Source organism: Microlunatus sp. YIM B11417, from assembly GCF_059617205.1.
In genome coordinates this window covers 85,961-103,236 of sequence record NZ_JCAMPJ010000013.1, presented here as the reverse complement: position 1 = coordinate 103,236, position 17,276 = coordinate 85,961, and the positions used below count along the sequence as shown (strand labels likewise).

At 71.7% G+C, this 17,276-nt stretch carries 15 protein-coding genes; 9 read left to right on the top strand and 6 right to left on the bottom strand.

Annotated elements, in window-relative coordinates; translation table 11 throughout:
• Positions 1-83 precede the first annotated feature (83 nt).
• The 3 genes from AC6CCG_RS32745 to AC6CCG_RS32735 are packed head-to-tail and all read right to left on the bottom strand — an operon-like array spanning position 84 to position 1,362.
• On the bottom strand, positions 84-536 hold the full coding sequence (locus AC6CCG_RS32745) for a pyridoxamine 5'-phosphate oxidase family protein (protein ID WP_496659054.1): 453 nt from the start codon (positions 534-536) through the stop codon (positions 84-86).
• A complete protein-coding gene (locus AC6CCG_RS32740) occupies positions 533-1,030 on the bottom strand; it encodes an SRPBCC family protein (RefSeq protein WP_496659053.1) in 498 nt (165 codons plus the stop codon). Before AC6CCG_RS32740 ends, AC6CCG_RS32745 begins: the two co-directional genes overlap by 4 nt.
• A gap of 2 nt (positions 1,031-1,032) precedes the next feature.
• Positions 1,033-1,362 carry an ArsR/SmtB family transcription factor gene (locus AC6CCG_RS32735; RefSeq protein ID WP_496659052.1) on the bottom strand — a complete coding sequence of 110 codons (330 nt, stop codon included), beginning with the start codon at positions 1,360-1,362 and terminating at the stop codon, positions 1,033-1,035.
• Positions 1,363-1,481: 119 nt separating this feature from the next.
• Here AC6CCG_RS32735 and AC6CCG_RS32730 point away from each other — a divergent pair, with 119 nt between their 5' ends.
• Positions 1,482-2,417 (top strand): GNAT family N-acetyltransferase, encoded by a 936-nt coding sequence (locus AC6CCG_RS32730; RefSeq protein ID WP_496659051.1) that lies wholly within the window; start codon positions 1,482-1,484, stop codon positions 2,415-2,417.
• A gap of 10 nt (positions 2,418-2,427) precedes the next feature.
• Here the strand turns inward: AC6CCG_RS32730 and AC6CCG_RS32725 are convergent, their stop codons facing one another.
• The 3 genes from AC6CCG_RS32725 to AC6CCG_RS32715 form a co-directional block, all read right to left on the bottom strand.
• The gene (locus tag AC6CCG_RS32725; protein ID WP_496659050.1) at positions 2,428-4,083 is read right to left on the bottom strand and encodes an FAD-dependent oxidoreductase; all 1,656 of its coding nucleotides are present in this window, start codon (positions 4,081-4,083) and stop codon (positions 2,428-2,430) included.
• A gap of 63 nt (positions 4,084-4,146) precedes the next feature.
• On the bottom strand, positions 4,147-4,944 hold the full coding sequence (locus tag AC6CCG_RS32720; RefSeq protein ID WP_496659049.1) for a Rossmann-like domain-containing protein: 798 nt from the start codon (positions 4,942-4,944) through the stop codon (positions 4,147-4,149).
• A gap of 70 nt (positions 4,945-5,014) precedes the next feature.
• On the bottom strand, positions 5,015-6,124 hold the full coding sequence (locus AC6CCG_RS32715) for a pyridoxal-phosphate dependent enzyme (RefSeq protein ID WP_496659048.1): 1,110 nt from the start codon (positions 6,122-6,124) through the stop codon (positions 5,015-5,017).
• A 198-nt stretch (positions 6,125-6,322) separates the two neighbouring features.
• Between AC6CCG_RS32715 and AC6CCG_RS32710 the strand changes: the two genes are divergently transcribed.
• The 8 genes from AC6CCG_RS32710 to AC6CCG_RS32675 all read left to right on the top strand — a co-directional run bounded on the left by AC6CCG_RS32710 (position 6,323) and on the right by AC6CCG_RS32675 (position 17,210).
• The gene (locus AC6CCG_RS32710; protein ID WP_496659047.1) at positions 6,323-7,576 is read left to right on the top strand and encodes a toxic anion resistance protein; all 1,254 of its coding nucleotides are present in this window, start codon (positions 6,323-6,325) and stop codon (positions 7,574-7,576) included.
• 5 nt (positions 7,577-7,581) lie between these two features.
• Positions 7,582-8,136 carry a hypothetical protein gene (locus AC6CCG_RS32705; protein WP_496659046.1) on the top strand — a complete coding sequence of 185 codons (555 nt, stop codon included), beginning with the start codon at positions 7,582-7,584 and terminating at the stop codon, positions 8,134-8,136.
• 115 nt (positions 8,137-8,251) lie between these two features.
• Complete coding sequence (locus tag AC6CCG_RS32700; RefSeq protein ID WP_496659045.1) at positions 8,252-10,078, top strand: AAA family ATPase; 1,827 nt, start codon at positions 8,252-8,254, stop codon at positions 10,076-10,078.
• Complete coding sequence (locus tag AC6CCG_RS32695) at positions 10,075-11,412, top strand: GlnX family signal transduction membrane protein (protein WP_496659044.1); 1,338 nt, start codon at positions 10,075-10,077, stop codon at positions 11,410-11,412. Before AC6CCG_RS32700 ends, AC6CCG_RS32695 begins: the two co-directional genes overlap by 4 nt.
• On the top strand, positions 11,409-12,386 hold the full coding sequence (locus AC6CCG_RS32690) for a glutamate ABC transporter substrate-binding protein (protein ID WP_496659043.1): 978 nt from the start codon (positions 11,409-11,411) through the stop codon (positions 12,384-12,386). The genes AC6CCG_RS32695 and AC6CCG_RS32690 overlap by 4 nt, the downstream gene beginning before the upstream one ends.
• Entirely contained in the window at positions 12,383-13,579 is a 1,197-nt protein-coding gene (locus AC6CCG_RS32685; RefSeq protein WP_496659042.1) for a hypothetical protein, read from the top strand. Before AC6CCG_RS32690 ends, AC6CCG_RS32685 begins: the two co-directional genes overlap by 4 nt.
• Positions 13,576-16,011 carry a serine/threonine-protein kinase gene (locus AC6CCG_RS32680; protein ID WP_496659041.1) on the top strand — a complete coding sequence of 812 codons (2,436 nt, stop codon included), beginning with the start codon at positions 13,576-13,578 and terminating at the stop codon, positions 16,009-16,011. The genes AC6CCG_RS32685 and AC6CCG_RS32680 overlap by 4 nt, the downstream gene beginning before the upstream one ends.
• 14 nt (positions 16,012-16,025) lie before the next feature.
• Positions 16,026-17,210, top strand: coding sequence for a protein phosphatase 2C domain-containing protein (locus tag AC6CCG_RS32675; protein ID WP_496659040.1), 1,185 nt, complete (start codon positions 16,026-16,028; stop codon positions 17,208-17,210).
• The last annotated feature ends 66 nt before the right edge of the window (positions 17,211-17,276 follow it).

Genomic DNA, 17,276 nt, shown 5'->3' with positions numbered 1-17,276 from the left:
TGTCGTGACTGCGGGTGGTGTGAGCCGGACCGCCGACCCACACCCCCAGCATGCCGGAGCCCTCGGAGCGCCCGGCGTCGAGGTCAGTCGAGCCAGACAGCGTCGCGCATCACGGTCCGGTGCGCGAACTCGTGGAAGCCGTTCCAGACCTGGGCTCGCCGCGGCCGGAAGCGGAGGTAGACCAGGCCCGGCATCACTCTCGGGTCATGCGACACGCGGGCGAAGGTCTCGGCCAGGTCCGGCTCCAGGTCGGCCACCGGAACCACCGTCGCCGTACCGTCGATCATGGTCACGTCGCCGTGGTCGCCGATCGCGATGCGGGCCGCCGCGTTGCCCCTGAGGTTCGCCACGGTCGGGCTGGGATCGAAGGTCGCCATGATCACGGACTCGCCGCTCCAGACGTAGTTGACCGGGATCAGGTGAGCCCCGGCCGGGCCGCCGGTCGCCAGCCACAACTCGTGCCGGTCCCGCAGCTGAGCCTGGGCGTGCTCGCGGCGCTGGGTCGTGGATCGAGGTACGGGCGCGGTCCGGGTCACTCGCGCACCTCGGCCGTGGTCAGGTCGACGTACCGCTGCAGGTAGAGCGGCCAGCCGCCCGGGCCCGCGACGCCGTCGCGCTCGCTCGGCCAGCCGTCGCCGTGCCGGTCGAGGTGGCGGTGTTCCAGGACCACCCGGGTCCGCGCGTCGGCCTCGCTGAGGAAGCTGACCTCGACCTCGCTGCACCTGGCCGGGTCGGTCTCGATCTCCCAGCGCGGCGTGATGTCCCAGCTGATCACGAACCGCTCCGGCGGCTCGAAGCTGAGCACCCGCGCCCACCGGCAGATGGAGCCGTCCTCCCCGCGGTCGTACACCGAACCACCGGCCCGCAGTTCGAAGACGGTCTCGACGATCGGCACCGGAGCGAGCAGGTTGTGCTCGCGCGGTTTGATCTTGTCGAACTGCTCGGTGAAGAGCGCGAACGCCCGCTCCACCGGAAGATCGACGACGACCTCCTGGCGGACCACGGTGTCGGTCGAGATGCTGCTGCTCATGATCACGATCCCTTCTGTTCGGTACGCGCCTCGGCGTCGGCCAGGCGCTTGAAGTTGGCCAGGGCGCCGGACCAGAACCGGTCCAGGTCGGCGCGCAACTGCTGCAGCCCGTCCGGCCTCACCTGGTAGATCCGCCGGGTGCCCTCCGGCCGGACGTCCACCAGCTCCGCCTCGAGCAGCACCTTCAGGTGCTGCGACACGGCCGGCCGACTGATCGGCAGGTCCCGGGCGAGTTCGGCCACCGACAGCGGTTGCTCGGTCAGCCGCTCGAAGACGCGCCGCCGGCTCGGATCGCCGAGGGCGGTCCAGCCATCCACTTGGTAAGCCGTCACGAACGGTAAGTTACCACTTACCATTCGGGGAGGGAAGCAGGATCGAAGAGACTGCGGTCGCCGCTTCCGGCTAGGAAAGCGGAAGTCGTACGTCCGGAACGCGGGCTAGGGTCGCCGGCATGGAGTACGAGTTCAGCGGTGAGGTCGTCGAATGGCGCGGCCCGTCGCCGTACTACTTCCTCCCCGTGCCCGAGCGTGAGGCCGCCGAGATCAAGGCTGCGGCGAAGGCGGCCAGCTACGGCTGGGGCATGCTGCCGACGCAGGTCGCGCTCGGCGGCACCCGATGGAAGACGTCGTTGTACCAGAAGGACGGCGACTACTGGCTGCCGCTGCGGGATTCGGTACGCAAGCCGCTGGGCTTGGACGCGGGCGACTCGGTGCAGGTCCGGCTGACGCTGGACCTCCGGCCGCGGAAGCGGCGGCCGGCGGCCAGGCCCCGGGCGCCCAGGCCGGTGGGCTCACGGGAGCCGGTGACCGAGGATCAACTGACGGTCGTACCGGCCAGCGAGGCTTCCTGGGACGACCTGCGAGCGATCTTCGACACCGGCGGCGACCCCGGCCGCTGCTGGTGTCAGCGGTTCCGGATGCTGCCGAAGGAATCCTGGGCGTCCGAAGGCCCGGACGAGCTCGCGGCCCGGCTCCGGGACCAGACGGCCTGCGGCGACCGTACGGCCGGGCGGACGAGCGGCCTGGTCGGCTATCTCGACGGCGAACCGGTCGGTTGGTGCGCGGTCGCACCGCGGTCCGGCCACGCCCGGTTGCTGCGCGACTTCCGGATCCCCTGGCTGGGCCGCACCGAGGACCGAGCCGACCCGACCGTGTGGGCCGTCACCTGTTTCGTCACCCGCGCCGGCTACCGCCGCCGCGGCATCAGCCGGCTGCTGGCCCGTGCGGCGGTCGGCTTCGCCCGGGACCGCGGGGCACGCGCGGTCGAGGGCTATCCGGATTTCGTCGACGGCGGCTTCGTCGGCACACCCACCACCTTCACGGACGCCGGTTTCGCCGAGGTCAGCCGGCCGGCGCCCCGCCGCGCCGTCATGCGGGTCGACTTCTGAACCCGTACGGTCAGGCGGCGCCGGTCGCCCGGTCGGACTGACCCAGATACGCATGCACGGCGGAGATCACCACGGACCCCTCCCCGACGGCCGAGGCGACCCGCTTGATCGAGCCGGCCCGGACGTCGCCGACCGCGAACAACCCCGGCACCGACGTGGCGAACCCGTCGCGGGTCAGGACGAAACCCTTGTCGTCGAGGTCGACGCCCGAGTCCGCCAGCCAGCCGGTGTGCGGTTGGGCACCGATCATGACGAACAGACCGCCGGCGTCCACCTGCACCTCCTGCTGCCGGCCCTCGTCCCGCCAGCTCACCCGTTCGAGCCGATCCCCGCCCTGCGCCGCGGTCAGCTGGCTCCGGTGGTGCACGGTGATCCGCTCGTGGTGCACCAGCCGCTGGACGAGGTAGTCCGACATCGTCTCGGCGATGTCGTCGCGGCGCACCAGGACGTGCACCCGGTCGGCGTGCCGGGTCAGGAACAGCGCGGCCTGCCCGGCGGAGTTGGCACCACCGACCACGACCACGTCGCGGCCGGCACAGGCCAGGGCCTCGGTCTCGGTCGCGGCGCAGTAGACACCACGACCCTCGAGCTCGTCCACCCCCGGCGCGCCGAGCCGCCGGTAGCGAACCCCGCTGGCGATGATCACCGCACGGGCGACGACGGCGTCATGATCATCGAGCCGGACCCGGATCCCGTCCGGCTCCCGGACCAGCCCGGTCACCGAGCGGGGCGAGACCAGCCGGGTCCCGAACTTGACCGCCTGCAGCATCGCCGACCGCGCCAGCTCGCCGCCGGAGATCCCGCGCGGAAAGCCCAGATAGTTCTCGATCCGCGAGGACGTGCCGGCCTGGCCGCCCAGCGCGACGTCCTCGACGAGCACGACGTCCAAGCCCTCGGAGGCGCCGTTGACGGCCGCGGCCAGGCCGGCCGGCCCGGCACCGACGACGAGCAGATCGCACCGCGCCCGGTCGGTCGCGCCGAGGTCGATGCCGATCGCGGTGGCCAGGTCCCGCGCCGTCGGCGTCGCCAGGACCTGCCGTCGCGCGGTCACGACGGCCGGCCCCTCGGCCGGGAGGTCGGAGGTCGCCGCGACCTCGGCCCACGCCGACGGGTCGGAGCGCAGCACGGTCCGGTACGGGAGCTGGTTCCGCTCGGCGAACTCCTGCAGCCGGTGCAGCCGCCGATCGTCCCGGTCGCCGGCGAGGACCATCCCGCCCTCGCCCCAGCGGGACAACAGCCGGCGGCGAGCGTCGAACGCGGACAGCATCACGTCGCCCAGCTCGACCGAGGTCGCGAGCAACCGGCGCAGGCGGTCGATCGGCACCCGCAGCAGCGTGCTGCCGGCGGCGGCCGTTCCGGCCAGGAACGCGGGCTGATCCATCAGCATGCCCAGCTCACCGACGAAGTCCCCGGGCTCGACGACGAACACGACGCGGTCGTCCCGCCGGTCCAGCAACCAGACGCCGCCCGTGCGGACCAGATAGAGGTCGTACGGATCGCCGGCATCCCAGAGCAGCTCGCCCGCATCCGGTTCCAGGACCTCGCCGACCGATTCCAGCAGCGCCAGGCACTCGGCGCTGAACTCGGGCCAGGCGGCCGCGTCGAGCGGGTCCTCGCGGCGGGACGTGTAGCGCGTCCGCCCGTCGATCGCCGGACCAGAACTCATCGGACTCCCTCCACGAACCTGCAGCCGCAGCTTAGTGTCCGAGCCCGACCGGACCCCGCCGGCTCAGTACAGATAGAGCGTCGTCTCGTCCGCACTGAACTGCGAGTACGGGAACGGCTCCGCCGACAGCCCGGCCACCCCGTAGCCGAGGAACTCCCGGGCGACCGCCGAGCCGGTCTGCGCATAGATCAACAGCGGTACGCCGCGTTCCCGGCACCGGGCCAGGATCGTGTCGAAGCTGCCGTTGCCGAGCGTCATCCCGGTCGCGACGATCACGTCGGCGACGTCGAGCACCTCCCCCATTCGCGGCGTCACCGGGTCGCCCCAGCGGCTCTCCTTCAGGTTGAGGTCGCAGAGCAACGGTTCGCCGCCGCGTTCGCGGATCGCCGCGACCAGCGGATTGACCACCCCGATCAGGCCCACCTTGGCCCCGGCCGCCGTCGGCAGCAGGCCGGCGACCGCGGCATCCCGGGCCGCGGCCCGGACCTCGGGCGGTCCGGCCGGCAGCACCACCGGCCGAGCCCTCGGTTCGGTCCGGTGCGGCCGGACCGAGCCCAGGTAGGCGTCCAGGACGGCGATCCGGAGCGGCTCCGGACCGTCGCCGAGCAGGTCGGCGATCGAACGCCCGGACGCCTCGGCGCAGAGCCCCGGGTCGACCGCGCCGGCCTCGAAGGCGCAGCCGCCGAACGCGGCGCCGACCCGGGCCAGCAGGTAATGATTGCGGTACGTCACGTCCTCGCCGGCCAGCCGGGTCCCGTGGTGCAGCCAGAACACGCTGGTCGCGTGGACCCCGGCCGGATCCGGCCCGTGCCGCCCCGCCAGGACGTCCTTGATCAGACCGGCAACCGGACCTTCACCCATGCGTTCCCCCGTACGCTCGACGATCGATGCTCCCCCACCATGCTGCCTGATCCGCCCGGCGGGCCGGCGCTCAACTCATGATCATCTCAGGCCGCCCGGCGGCCCGCGCCAGCCTGACCCGCTCGGCCAGCGGGCCGGTCCAGTCGGCCACCGACCAGGGCGGCGCGAGGTCGTCCGGCTGGTCGACCGCGTGCGGTGCCAACCCGTCGAGGGCGGGCACCTCCCGGTGCCCGGCGTAGGCCGCGGCGACGTAGCGGTGTCCGGTGTCCGGTGCCAGGAACACGACGGTCCGGCCGGGCCGTCGGCAGCGCTCCCAGCGGGACACCAGGTAGGCCGCCCCGGAGGAGAGCCCGGCGAAGATCGCCCCGTCCCGGAGCAGTCCGATCGCGCCGGCCCGGGCGTAGCTGAAGCCGACCCAGTGGATCCGGTGATAGAGCTCGTGCCGTACGTTCGCGAACTCGATCGAGCTGCCGATGCCGGCGATGATCATGTCCGGGTCCTCGGTGTGCTCGGCGCCGAAGGTACGGCTGCCGAAGGGCTGGATCCCGATCGACAGCACGTCCCGGCCGGCCGCCCGGAGCCCCTCGGCCATCGCCCCGGTCGAGGCTCCGGTACCGATCCCGCCGACCAGGGTGACCGGCCCCGGTGGCAGCCGCCGGTCCAGCCCGGCCGCCACCTCCGCGTAGCCGTGATAGTGGATCGGGTCGTGATACTGGCGCATCCAGTGATAGCGGGGATGCTCGGCCAGCAGCCGGGAGATCCGGTCCACCCGGCGGGCCTGGTCCAGCTTCAGGTCGCTGGACGGCGGCATCCGTTCCAGGGTCGCGCCGAGGATCTCCAGCTGGACCCCGAGCGTCTCCTCGACGGTGGCCGACCCCACGATGTGGCACCGCATTCCATACCGGTGGCAGGCCAGCGCCAGGGCCAGGGCGTAGATCCCGCTGGAGCTGTCCACCAGGGTGTCGCCGCGGCGGATCCGCCCGGTGTCCAGCAGCTGCCGTACCGCACCGAGGGCCGATCTGACCTTCATCACCTCGAACCGCAGGCAGACCAGGTCCGGCGCCAACCGCACCGGATCGGGGTCCGCCAGCGCATCGGTGATGTGATCATGGATGCCACCGACACCCCGTTCATGATCATCGAGGTCCACGCCGCCGCCCTTCTCCGAATCGTCCCGCATCCGCTTCGCGTGCCGTCCCCGAGCTTGATCACCATCCGGCCCCACCCATCTTAATGAGAATGGTTGTCATTCGCTCAAGTGGGTCCCGGAGAGAACCCGGGGAACCCGCCTACTGATCCGCGTCTCCGGGTAGATTTGCACCGGAAATCCACGGCCCAGGTAGAACAGCGCGTTCCGCGTTGAAGGAGAGGAAGCTTGATGACCGACCCGACCCAGCCCGGCGCCGCAGCGCCAGCGCCGCTGACCCCGCCGGCCGGGCAGGCGTTGACGCTGACGCCGCCGGCCCCGGTCGCGCCGATCCAGCACACCTCGGCACCGGCGATGGCGCCCAAGGTGGACGAGGCCCAGCTGCCCGAGTTGAACGGGAAGGTGGACGGCTTCCTCGACGCGGTGCTGCAGACGCAGCCCAAGTCCCCGGAGTTCGAGGCCCAGGCCGCGAACGTCCGGACCATGGGCGACGCCGACATCCGGCGGTCCGCCGAGACGTCGAACCGCCTCCTCGAGAAGCCGGTCAAGTCGCTCCAGGAAGGAGCGCTCTCGGAGGGCTCCAAGGTCGGCAACACGCTGCTCGATCTTCGCCGTACCGTCGAGGAGCTGGACCCGAGCGCCGCGACCGGGACGAAGAAGTTCCTCGGCTTCCTGCCGTTCGGGGACAAGATCGTCGACTACTTCCGCAAGTACCAGGACGCCCAGTCGCACCTGAACGGGATCCTGCACAGCCTGCGCAACGGCCAGGACGAGCTGGCCAAGGACAACGTCGCGCTGAACATGGAGAAGCAGCACCTGTGGGAGACCATGGGCCGGCTGAACTCCTACGTCTACATCGCCGAGCGACTGGACGCCCGGCTGTCGGCCAAGATCGCCGAGCTCGAGATCTCCGACCCGGAACGGGCCAAGGCGCTCAACACCGACGTCCTCTTCTACGTGCGGCAGAAGCACCAGGACCTGCTCACCCAGCTCGCCGTGTCGATCCAGGGCTATCTGGCGATCGACGTGATCATCAAGAACAACATCGAGTTGATCAAGGGCGTGGACCGGGCCTCGACCACCACGGTGGCGGCCCTGCGGACCGCGGTGATCGTCGCGCAGGCGCTGAACAACCAGAAGCTCGTCCTTGATCAGATCTCGGCGCTGAACACCACCACGTCCGACCTGATCCAGCGGACCTCGGAGATGATGCGGGACAACTCGGCGCAGATCCAGCAGCAGGCCGCGTCGTCGACGATCGGGCTGCCGCAGCTGCAGGCCGCGTTCCAGAACATCTACCAGACGATGGACTCGATCGATCAGTTCAAGGCGGGCGCGCTGGACTCGATGGCGCAGACCATCGGCGTGCTGGAGAACGAGGTCGCCCAGTCGCGCAGCTACCTCGACCGGGTCGCGGCGGCCGACCAGCGGATCGCCGCCGGCAGCCTCGACATCGACGGGGGCGCCCCGGGTGGGGCGCGTTAGCGACCATGGGTATCCGGGACTGGTTCGGCCGGGTCTTCGGCGGGAAGTCCGAGCCGCCGGAGCCCGAGGAGCAGCGGCCGAGCGCGCCGACGGCGCAGGACATCGAGGGGGCGCTGCTGCGCGTCGAGGAACTGGTGGCGGGCGGCGCGGTGCCGACCGTGGTCACCTCACGGGTCCGCCGGGTCGCCAAGACCGTACGGGAGACGATCCCGCGGCTGGCCAACCTCGGGATGGGCAGCCCGCAGGCGTACTCGGTGGTGGCGACCGCGACCGACTACCTGCCCGAGGCGCTCGGCGGCTATCTGCGGCTGCCCCGGGACTGGGCGGACTCGCGGCCGATCGAGAACGGCAAGACATCACTGATGCTGCTGATCGACCAGCTCGACCTGCTCGGCTCGACGATGGACAAGATCTTCGACGCGGTGGTCCGGGTCGACGCGGACGCCCTGATCGCGCACGGCCGGTTCCTCCAGGAGAAGTTCGGTACGCCAGGGTCGGCGCCCCGGCCGGCCAAGCTGGAGCCGCCACCCGAGCCGCGCAGCACCCTCGACCTGGGATGATCGGCCCGATGTCACCCACCTTGCCCGAGCCCGCCGAACGGAAAGCCGGGATCGGGCCCGGCCCCTCGACAAGCTCAGGGCACGATGGACCCCTCACTCCTAGGATGATCAGCCGATGAGCGACTCCGTGACCGACCCGGTGCCACCGTTGGACCGGGCCCTGGATCGGCTGAGCCGGATCGCCGAGCGGGCCGGTAAGGACGCGGGCGAGGCCCGGGCCGAGGGCGAGGCGCTGGCTGCGGCCGTGGCCGAGTCGTCGCCGCGGGCCCACGTCGACTGGTGCGGGCGGACCGGCCGGGCCGACCTGCCCGCCGACCAGCAGGCCCAGGCCTTCTTCGACGCCGCCTCCCGCGGCCGCAAGTGGCGCTCCGCACCGACCCTCGTGCTGAGCCGACTGGTCGCGGCCCGGTCCGCCGCGGCGAGCGAGTACGCGGAGGCGCTGGCCACGGTCACCGCGGCCGCCTGTGATCTCGGCGCCGGCGGGATGCGCGTGGTCGGCAACGCGTCGGTCGCCGCCTCCGTACAACTGGGGGCGGTCCGGCCCAAGCCACCGACGACTCCCCCGCCGGCCCCGAACCCGACCCCTGCCGAGCCGGCAGCGGCGGCGGAGGCGGCCGGGCCGGTGAACCCGATCCTGAGCGCGCTCCGGCTGACCGGGACGAACCTGTCCGAACTGGCCCAGCCGCTGCTCCGGCGGATGGAGCAGCTGGACCGGCAGCGCAGTACGGGCTCCTCGCTCGACCTGCAGCCCGGTGATCCGCTGCTGCCCGTACTCCCCGATCCGTCGGCACTCCACGATCCGTCGGCCGCCCGGCAGCCGACCCCGGCCCAGCCCGCCGCGACCGCTCCGACGACCGGAGCGGCCGCGCAGCCGCAGGCCGAGGCGGCGACCGAGACCGCCGCGGAGGCCGTACCCGAGCAGGAGCAGAAGTCGCTGGACGAACTGCTCGCCGAGCTGGACGCGCTGACCGGCCTGTCCGAGGTGAAGTCGGAGATCCACCGGCAGGTCGCGGTGTTGCGGGTCGAGGGCCTGCGCAGCAAGGCCGGGCTCAGTTCGCCGACGATCACCCGGCACCTCGTCTTCGTCGGCAACCCGGGCACCGGCAAGACCACGGTGGCCCGGCTGGTCGGCGGCATCTATCGTGCGCTCGGTGTCCTCAGCAAGGGCCAGTTGGTCGAGGTCGACCGGTCCGAACTGGTCGCCGGCTACCTCGGCCAGACCGCGATCAAGACCGCCGAGGTGGTCAAGTCGGCGATCGGCGGCGTGCTGTTCATCGACGAGGCGTACAGCCTGTCCGGTGACGAGAACGGCCCGCCGGACCAGTACGGCAAGGAAGCCATCGACACCCTGGTCAAGGAGATGGAGGACAACCGGGACGATCTGGTGCTGATCGTCGCCGGCTACCCGGAGCCGATGGCCGGCTTCATCTCCCGCAACCCGGGCCTGTCCAGCCGCTTCCGGACCACGATCGAGTTCGCCGACTACGCCGACGAGGAACTGCTCGACATCTTCACCTCGATGGCCACCGAAGCCGACTACGACGTCACCGACCGGTGCCGGAAGCGGTTCGCGATGATCTTGGCGATCACGCCGCGCGGGCCGTCGTTCGGCAACGCCCGGTTCGCCCGGAACCATCTCGAGGCGGCGATCGGCCGGCACGCCTGGCGGCTCCGCGACATCGACGAGCCGACCCTTGAGCAGCTGCGGGCCCTGGAGCCGGAAGACCTGGACGACCACGCCGACGAGGAAGATCCACCGCGCACTGAGCCCGAAGCCCCGACGCGCGCCGAGCCCGAAGCCCCAATGCGCACTGAGCCCGAAGCCCCAACGCGCACTGAGCCTGTCGAAGTGCCAAGCCCGACCGAGCCTGACCCTTCGACAAGCTCAGGGCACGAAACGACAAGCCCAGGCAACGATGGCCCCGAGGAGGACCAACGATGAGCCAGTCAGCCGCCGGGCCGCCCGCGGCCCAGTCGGCCACCGCGACCGCACCGGCACCGGCGCCCGCCCCGGCGGGCCAGCCCGCGGTCGTCGTACCGGCCGGGCCGACGCAGGTCGCCGTGCCCACCTCGACGGAGCAGCCCAGCCTGACGCCGCGCCGGCTGCGCCAGCTGATGGTTGCCCTGGTCGTCGGCGGGCTGCTGTTCGGCGTGCTCGGCGCGGTCGGGCTCGGGCTGCAGGCGTACGCGCTCGGAAAGGCGGACGAGAACACGGCCCAGCTGATCCGGGTGCAGGAGATCCAGACCAACCTGCTCACCGCGGATGCCACCGCGACCAACGCGTTCCTGGTCGGCGGGCTCGAACCGCCGGCGCAGCGGGAGACCTACGACGACGCGATCAGCAACGTGAACCGGCTGATCGTCGACGCCTCCGACGCGCAGCCGGCCGACGCCCAGGTGCTGCAGGCTTTGAACACCCAGGTCAACCTCTACACGGTGGCGATCGAGGAGGCCCGGGCCAACAACCGGCAGGGCTACCCGGTCGGCGCCCAGTACCTCCGCGAGGCCAGCGCCCAGCTGCGGGCCGACGCGCTGCCGATCCTGGACAATCTGGTGGCCGCCAACACCGAGCGTGCGGACCAGGAGATGGCGGCGACTCATCCGCTGGTGTTCCAGATCGCCGGCGTGGTGATCTTGGTCGGGTACGTCCTCGCGATGGTCTGGCTGGCCCGCCGGTTCAAGCGGACGATCAACGTCGGCGTCCTGATCGCGGGGATCACGCTGCTGCTCACCTTGATCATCGGCGGGATCGTGGTCAGCGCTGCCGGCAGTACGGTGAACGGCCTGCGCGGCGGCGACTTCACCGACGTCACCGCCGCGGCCGAGGCCCGGATCGAGGCCGGCGACGCCAAGTCCAACGAAAGTCTCACCCTGATCGCGCGCGGCAGCGGCGCGGCGTTCGAGAAGGCCTGGCAGGAGTCGGCGGCCGACGTGGCGAACCAACTGCAGGAGCTCGGGGTGCGCGACCTGACCCGAAGCTGGGGCGCCTACAACGAGGTCCACGCCGAGATCAGGAAACTGGACGACAACGGCAGCTGGGACGAAGCGGTCACCGTGGCCACCGGCACCGGCGCGAACACCTCGAACCAGGCCTTCAACGAGTTCGACGCGGCCCTCGCGACGTACATCTCCGACACCGCCCAGGACACCCGGAGCGGCCTCAACGGCCCTGGGTTCGCCTTGATCATCGGCGGCGCTTTGATCTTCGTCGGCGGCATCGTCGCCGCCGCGTTCGCCCGCCGCGGCGTGGCCGTCCGACTGAGGGAGTACCAATGATCATCGGGAGCCGGTTGGCCCGGCTGGCCGTCGCCGCCCTGAGCGGGCTGGCGATCATGATCGCCGCCGGCTGCGGCTACTCGGCGACCCAGTTGCCGCAGGAGACGCCGAGCGCGGCGCCGAGCACGGGGACGCCGACCCAGGCGCCGCAGTGCAGCAACCCGCTCGCCTCGTACCAGCCGGACGGGGCGCTGCCGAAGGCGGGCGAGATGCCGGCCGGCAGCACGATGAGCAAGATCGTCCAGCGCGGCCGGGTGATCGCCGGCGTCTCGGCCGACACCTACCTGCTGGGCTCCCGGAACCCGCTCACCGGCAAGATCGAGGGCTTCGACATCGACATGGTCAAGGCCGTCGCCAAGGCGATCTTCGGCGACGAGACCAAGTACGAGCTCCGGGTGATCACCGCCGCCGACCGGATCAAGGTGCTCACCGAGGGCGACGTCGACATCGTGGTCCGCAACATGACGATCAACTGCGACCGCTGGGAGCAGATCGCGTTTTCCACCGTCTACTACCAGTCGGGCCAGAAGATCCTGGTCCGCAAGGGATCCGACGCGACCACGCTGGCCGATCTCAAGGGACAGAAGGTCTGCGCACCGAACGGTACGTCGAGCATGCAGAACCTGGTCGAGCAGGCGCCGGACGCGATCCCGGTGCCGGCCGACAACCACACCGGGTGCCTGGTCCTGTTCCAGCGCGGTGAGGTGGACGCGATCACCGGCGACGACACCGTGCTGGCCGGGTTGGCCGCCCAGGATCCGTACGCGTTCGTCCCGAAGCAGAAGGCGTTCACCGCCGAGCCGTACGGGATCGGGATCAACCCCAGCCAGGTCGACCTGGTCCGGTTCGTCAACGGCGTGCTGGACCGGATGCGCACCGACGGCGAGTGGGCCAAGGCCTACAACCGCTGGCTCGCCGCGCCGCTCGGCCCGGCGCCGCAACCGCCCAAGGCCACCTACGGCAGGAACCCGTGACGGTCGATCCGGCGCTGGCGGTGGGCGGAGCGCCGGCGGTCGCACCGCCCGCGCCGGGCCGGCTCGGCGAACCGCTGCCGTTGTCCGCGGCGGCGAAGTACGTCGAGGCGCTCGGCCGCTGGCGGGACGCCCGCCGGCTGGAGCTTGATCAACTCGACCGCGCGTCCCTGCAGGGCGCGGCCCAGCAGAGTGCCGGCGGCAGCATGGACGTGACCCACGACATCACGCTGTCGATGGCCCTCTGGAAGGCCGCCTCGGACCGGTACGAACTGCTCCGGGCCACCTGGGACGGCGGCCGGGCCGGCGAGGCCGAACGGGAACGGATGGCCACCCTGATCTGGGGCCGGCTGGACGCGACGGTCGACCCGACCCTGCTGGCCCGGGCGGGCAGTGCCGGCCTGGCGGTGTCGCTGCCGGAGGCATGCCGGCTGTCCGACGCGCTGGCCGGGCAGTTGCGCGAACGGCTGGCCCTGGAGACCTCCGGTCTCGAGGTGGCCGAACGGATCCGGCAGCTCCGGATCCAGTTGGAGCGGATCCGGGACCAGGTCGGGCTGGAGCCGGCCGGGCCTCGGCAGCAGCAACTGGCCGAGCAGCAGGCCCGGCTCGGCCGGCGGCTCAAGGAGATCGGCGAGAAGGCGGCCCGCGGCGGCGACGTCGGCGGGCTGCTCGGGCCGATCGAGATCGAGGTCGCGACGTACGAGCGCGACCTGATCGTGGCCGCCGCGACCCGGCGCGAGGCCGGGGCCAAGGTCGACCAGGCGCGCGACCTGCTGGCCGAGCTGACCGCCCGCGAGCAGGCCTTGCGGACGCTGGTCCGGCGCTGCGTCGAGACCGTCGACCCGGCGCCGCGCTACGCGGTGCCGGAGGTGTCCGCACTCGGCCCGGTGCCGAACACCCTGGCCCGGCTGGACCCGTTCCTGGAGCGGCTCGGCAAGGTGTCCCAGGCGATGAACGTGGTGGCCGACGCGTACACCGGCGCGTTGCGCGATCACGAGGAGCTGGTCGGCCGGCTCGAGGCGTTCCGGGCCAAGGCGACCAGCCTCGGCCATGCCGGGACGGCCGAACTGCAGGAGGCGTACCGCTGGGCCGAGGGCGAGCTGAACCGGCGGCCGGCCAGGCTCCGGATCGCCCGTCAGTTGGTTGAGCTGTATCAGAGCTATCTCGAGGTGCAGGCGCCGAGGAGGAGCGAATGACCGCGTGTTCCCAGCCGGGGTGTTCCGGCACGATCGTCGACGGCTACTGCGACGTCTGCGGCTCGCCGGGCAGCGTCGTCGGCACCACCACGCTGCCGAGCGGCTGCACCCAGCCGGGATGTTCCGGCACCATCGTCGACGGCTACTGCGACGTCTGCGGCTCACCCGCCGAGGCCTCGACCGCGGCTCCGGCCACCACCACGCCCGGCCCGTCGGCCGAGGCAGCCGCGGACGACGGCGGCGGGGTCGCCAACCCGGCCTGGACGCCGACCACTCCCCCAGTCAGCCCGCCCTCGGTGCCGACCCGGGCCGGGGACGGCTCCGGCGCCGCCGGTACGGCCGGCGTCGCGTCCACGATCACCCGCAGCTCGAGCCGCCTGGACTCGGCAGCGCTCGGCTCCAAGCGGGCCCGCGGCAGCGGTTCCACGGCGACCCGGCGCACCCACTCCGGCTCGACCCGGCTCCGCGCGGCCAGGCTCGGCGCCGGCCTGACCCGGGTGCCGCCGGCGCCCAAGGTCGACGCGTCGAAGGTGATCATGCGCAACCCGGAGGTGCCGGAGAACAAGCGCTCCTGCCCCTCCTGCGGGGCTCCGGTCGGGCGCTCCCGGGACGGCCGTCCGGGCCGTACCGAAGGCTTCTGTGCCAAGTGCCGCAACCCGTTCTCGTTCACCCCGAAGCTGCAGCCGGGCGAACTCGTCGCCAACCAGTACGAGGTCGCCGGCTGCCTCGCCCACGGCGGCCTGGGCTGGATCTACCTGGCCCGGGACAAGAACGTGTCCAACCGCTGGGTGGTCCTCAAGGGTCTGCTGAACAGCGGCGACAAGGACGCCCAGCAGGCGGCGATCAGCGAGCGTCAGTTCCTGGCCCAGGTGCAGCACCCGTTGATCTTGGAGATCTACAACTTCGTCGAGCACGACGGCGCCGGCTACAGCGTGATGGAGTACGTCGGCGGCAAGTCGCTGAAGGATCTGCTCAAGGACCGGATGCGGGCCAACGGCGGCAACTACGACCCGATGCCGGTGGACCAGGCGATCGCGTACATCCTCGAGGTGCTGCCCGCCTTCCAATACCTTCATGATCATGGACTGGTCTACTGCGACTTCAAGCCGGACAACCTGATCCAGATCGGCGACGCGATCAAGCTGATCGACCTCGGCGGCGTGCGCCGGATCGACGACGAGGAGTCGGCGATCTACGGCACCATCGGCTACCAGGCCCCCGAGGTCGCCGAGGTCGGCACCTCGGTCGCCTCCGACATCTACACGATCGGCCGGACGCTGACCGTGTTGATCACCGAGTTCCGCGGCTACCAGACCGCGTACGTGAACCGGCTGCCCGAGGTGCAGAGCACGCCGGTGTTCCAGCAGAACGACTCGCTCTACCGGCTGCTGGCCAAGGCCTGCGCGCCGGACCCGGCGGACCGGTTCGCGACCGTCGACGAGCTCCGCGTCCAACTGCTCGGCGTGCTCCGCGAGGTGGTCGCCTCCAAGACCGAGGGCACCGCGCTCACCTCGGCACCCTCGATGCTGTTCGAAACGCCGGCGATCACGGGCGACCGGCTGGAGTGGCACGAGCTGCCGCATCTGCGCCAGGACACCACCGATCCGCAGTACCCGTGGCTGGCCAATCTCGCCGTCGAGGATCCGGGGGCCCGACTGCAGGCGCTCGAACTGGCGCCGGGCGACTCGGCCGAGGTGCGGCTGGCCCGGGCCCGGGCGGCGCTGCAGCTGAACGACTCGGCGCTGGTCGAGCGGTACACCAACGAGATGCTCACCGAGGATCCGTGGGAATGGCGGGCGCTCTGGATCAGCGGGCTGTCCGCGCTGCAGCAGGAGGACTTCCCGTCCGCCCAGGCGGCGTTCAACGCGGTCTACGGTCAGGTGCCCGGCGAGCTGGCACCCAAGCTGGCGCTGGCGGCGGCGTGCGAGGAGGACGCGTACGACATCGCCGAGGTGCTCTATCGGGTCTGTGCCAGCACCGACGCCAACTACCTCGGCCCGGCCGCCTTCGGGCTGGCCCGGATCCGGGTCCGGGTCCGCGGCGACGTGACCGGCGCGGTCCAGGCCCTGGACCTGATCCCGTCCACCAGCCACGGCTACACCGAGGCGCGCCGGCAGCGCGCCGAGCTGCTCTACCAGCACGGCTCCGACCTGACCACGCTGTCCGCGGCGGCCGACAGTCTGCGCGGTGTCCGGATCGACCGGCGCGAGCGGTCCCAGCTGACCGCAATGATCTTGGTCAAGGCGCTCGACCTGGTCCAGAACGGGGCCAAGTCGACGGTTCGGATCGGCGACATCCCGGCGGATGCGAAGTCCCTGCGTGACGGGCTCGAGACCGCCTATCGTGATCTCGCGCGGTCGGCGCCCGATGAGCCGACCCGGTATCGCCTGGTGGACGAAGCCAACCGTGTACGGAGATGGAGCCTGCAATGAGCCCGGAGCCCGAGATGAGCTCAGCCGAGCCCGAAGCGCCTGCAGCAGCGGGCTCGCAGACCTGCCCCAATCCCGACTGCCGGGCGGAGGTGCCCGCAGACGCCTCGTACTGCGAGGTGTGCGGCGCCGAGCTGAACCCGACCGCGGCACCCGCGGACGCCGGCGACTCCGGCGAGGAGCTGCCGATCACGCTGTCCCGGTCGATCCGCGCCGAGCAGAGCGACGAGCCGGCGGTGGCGCCGCCCCGTACCTGCAAGGAGTGCGGCGGTGAGATCGGCGCCGACGACTACTGCCTGACCTGCGGCACCAGGGCGCCCCGGGAGCGGGACCACTACACCGAGCAGCCGGCGCCGTGGGTGGCCGCCGTCTGCGACCGCGGCATCCGGCACCACCGCAACGAGGACGCCTCGGCGATCGCCGCGGACCTGGAGCCGGACTCCCGGGCCGTCCTGGTGGTCTGCGACGGCGTCTCCACCTCGCCCAACTCCGACGTGGCCAGCCTGGCCGCGGCGCGGGCCGCGCGGGACGTCCTGGAGGCACACCGGGCGACCGGGATGGGCACGCCGGAGAGCCGGGCCGCGGCCCTGACCCAGGCGCTGCAGGCGGCCGCGGTCCAGGCCAACGCGGCCGTGCTGGACGCGTCGGCGGCACTGGAGGCCGAAGCCAAGGCCAGGGCCGCCGCGCAGGGCGCCGGCTCCGGCGAGGGCGCCGCGCCGGAACCGACCGAGCCGATCAACACTCCGTCCTGTACGTTCGTCGCCGCCGTCGTGGAGCCGGATCTGATCATGGTCGGCAACGTCGGCGACAGCCGGGCCTACTGGATCCCCGACCTCGGCCACGGGGAGCCGCAGCAACTGAGCGTCGACGACTCGGTGGCGCAGGCCCGGATCGACATGGGCGTGCCCCGGGAGCAGGCCGAGAACGGGCCGCAGGCGCACGCGATCACCAAGTGGTTCGGCCGCGACTCGCCCGACGTGATGCCGCGTACCGCGAAGTTCACCGTGACCGAACCCGGCTGGGTGATGGTCGTCTCCGACGGCCTGTGGAACTACGCGTCGGAGGCGGCCGACCTGCAGAAGCTGGTCGCCGAGCTGGCGATCACCGAGCCGTTGCCGCTGGCCGAGGCGCTGGTCGCCTGGGCCAACGAGCAGGGCGGCAAGGACAACATCACGGTCGCCCTCGCTCGCCGTACTGCCTGATGCCGTGCCCCGAGCCTGGCCCACGTGCGCCGGGTGGGGCGGCATACTGTGAGACCGACCACTGAG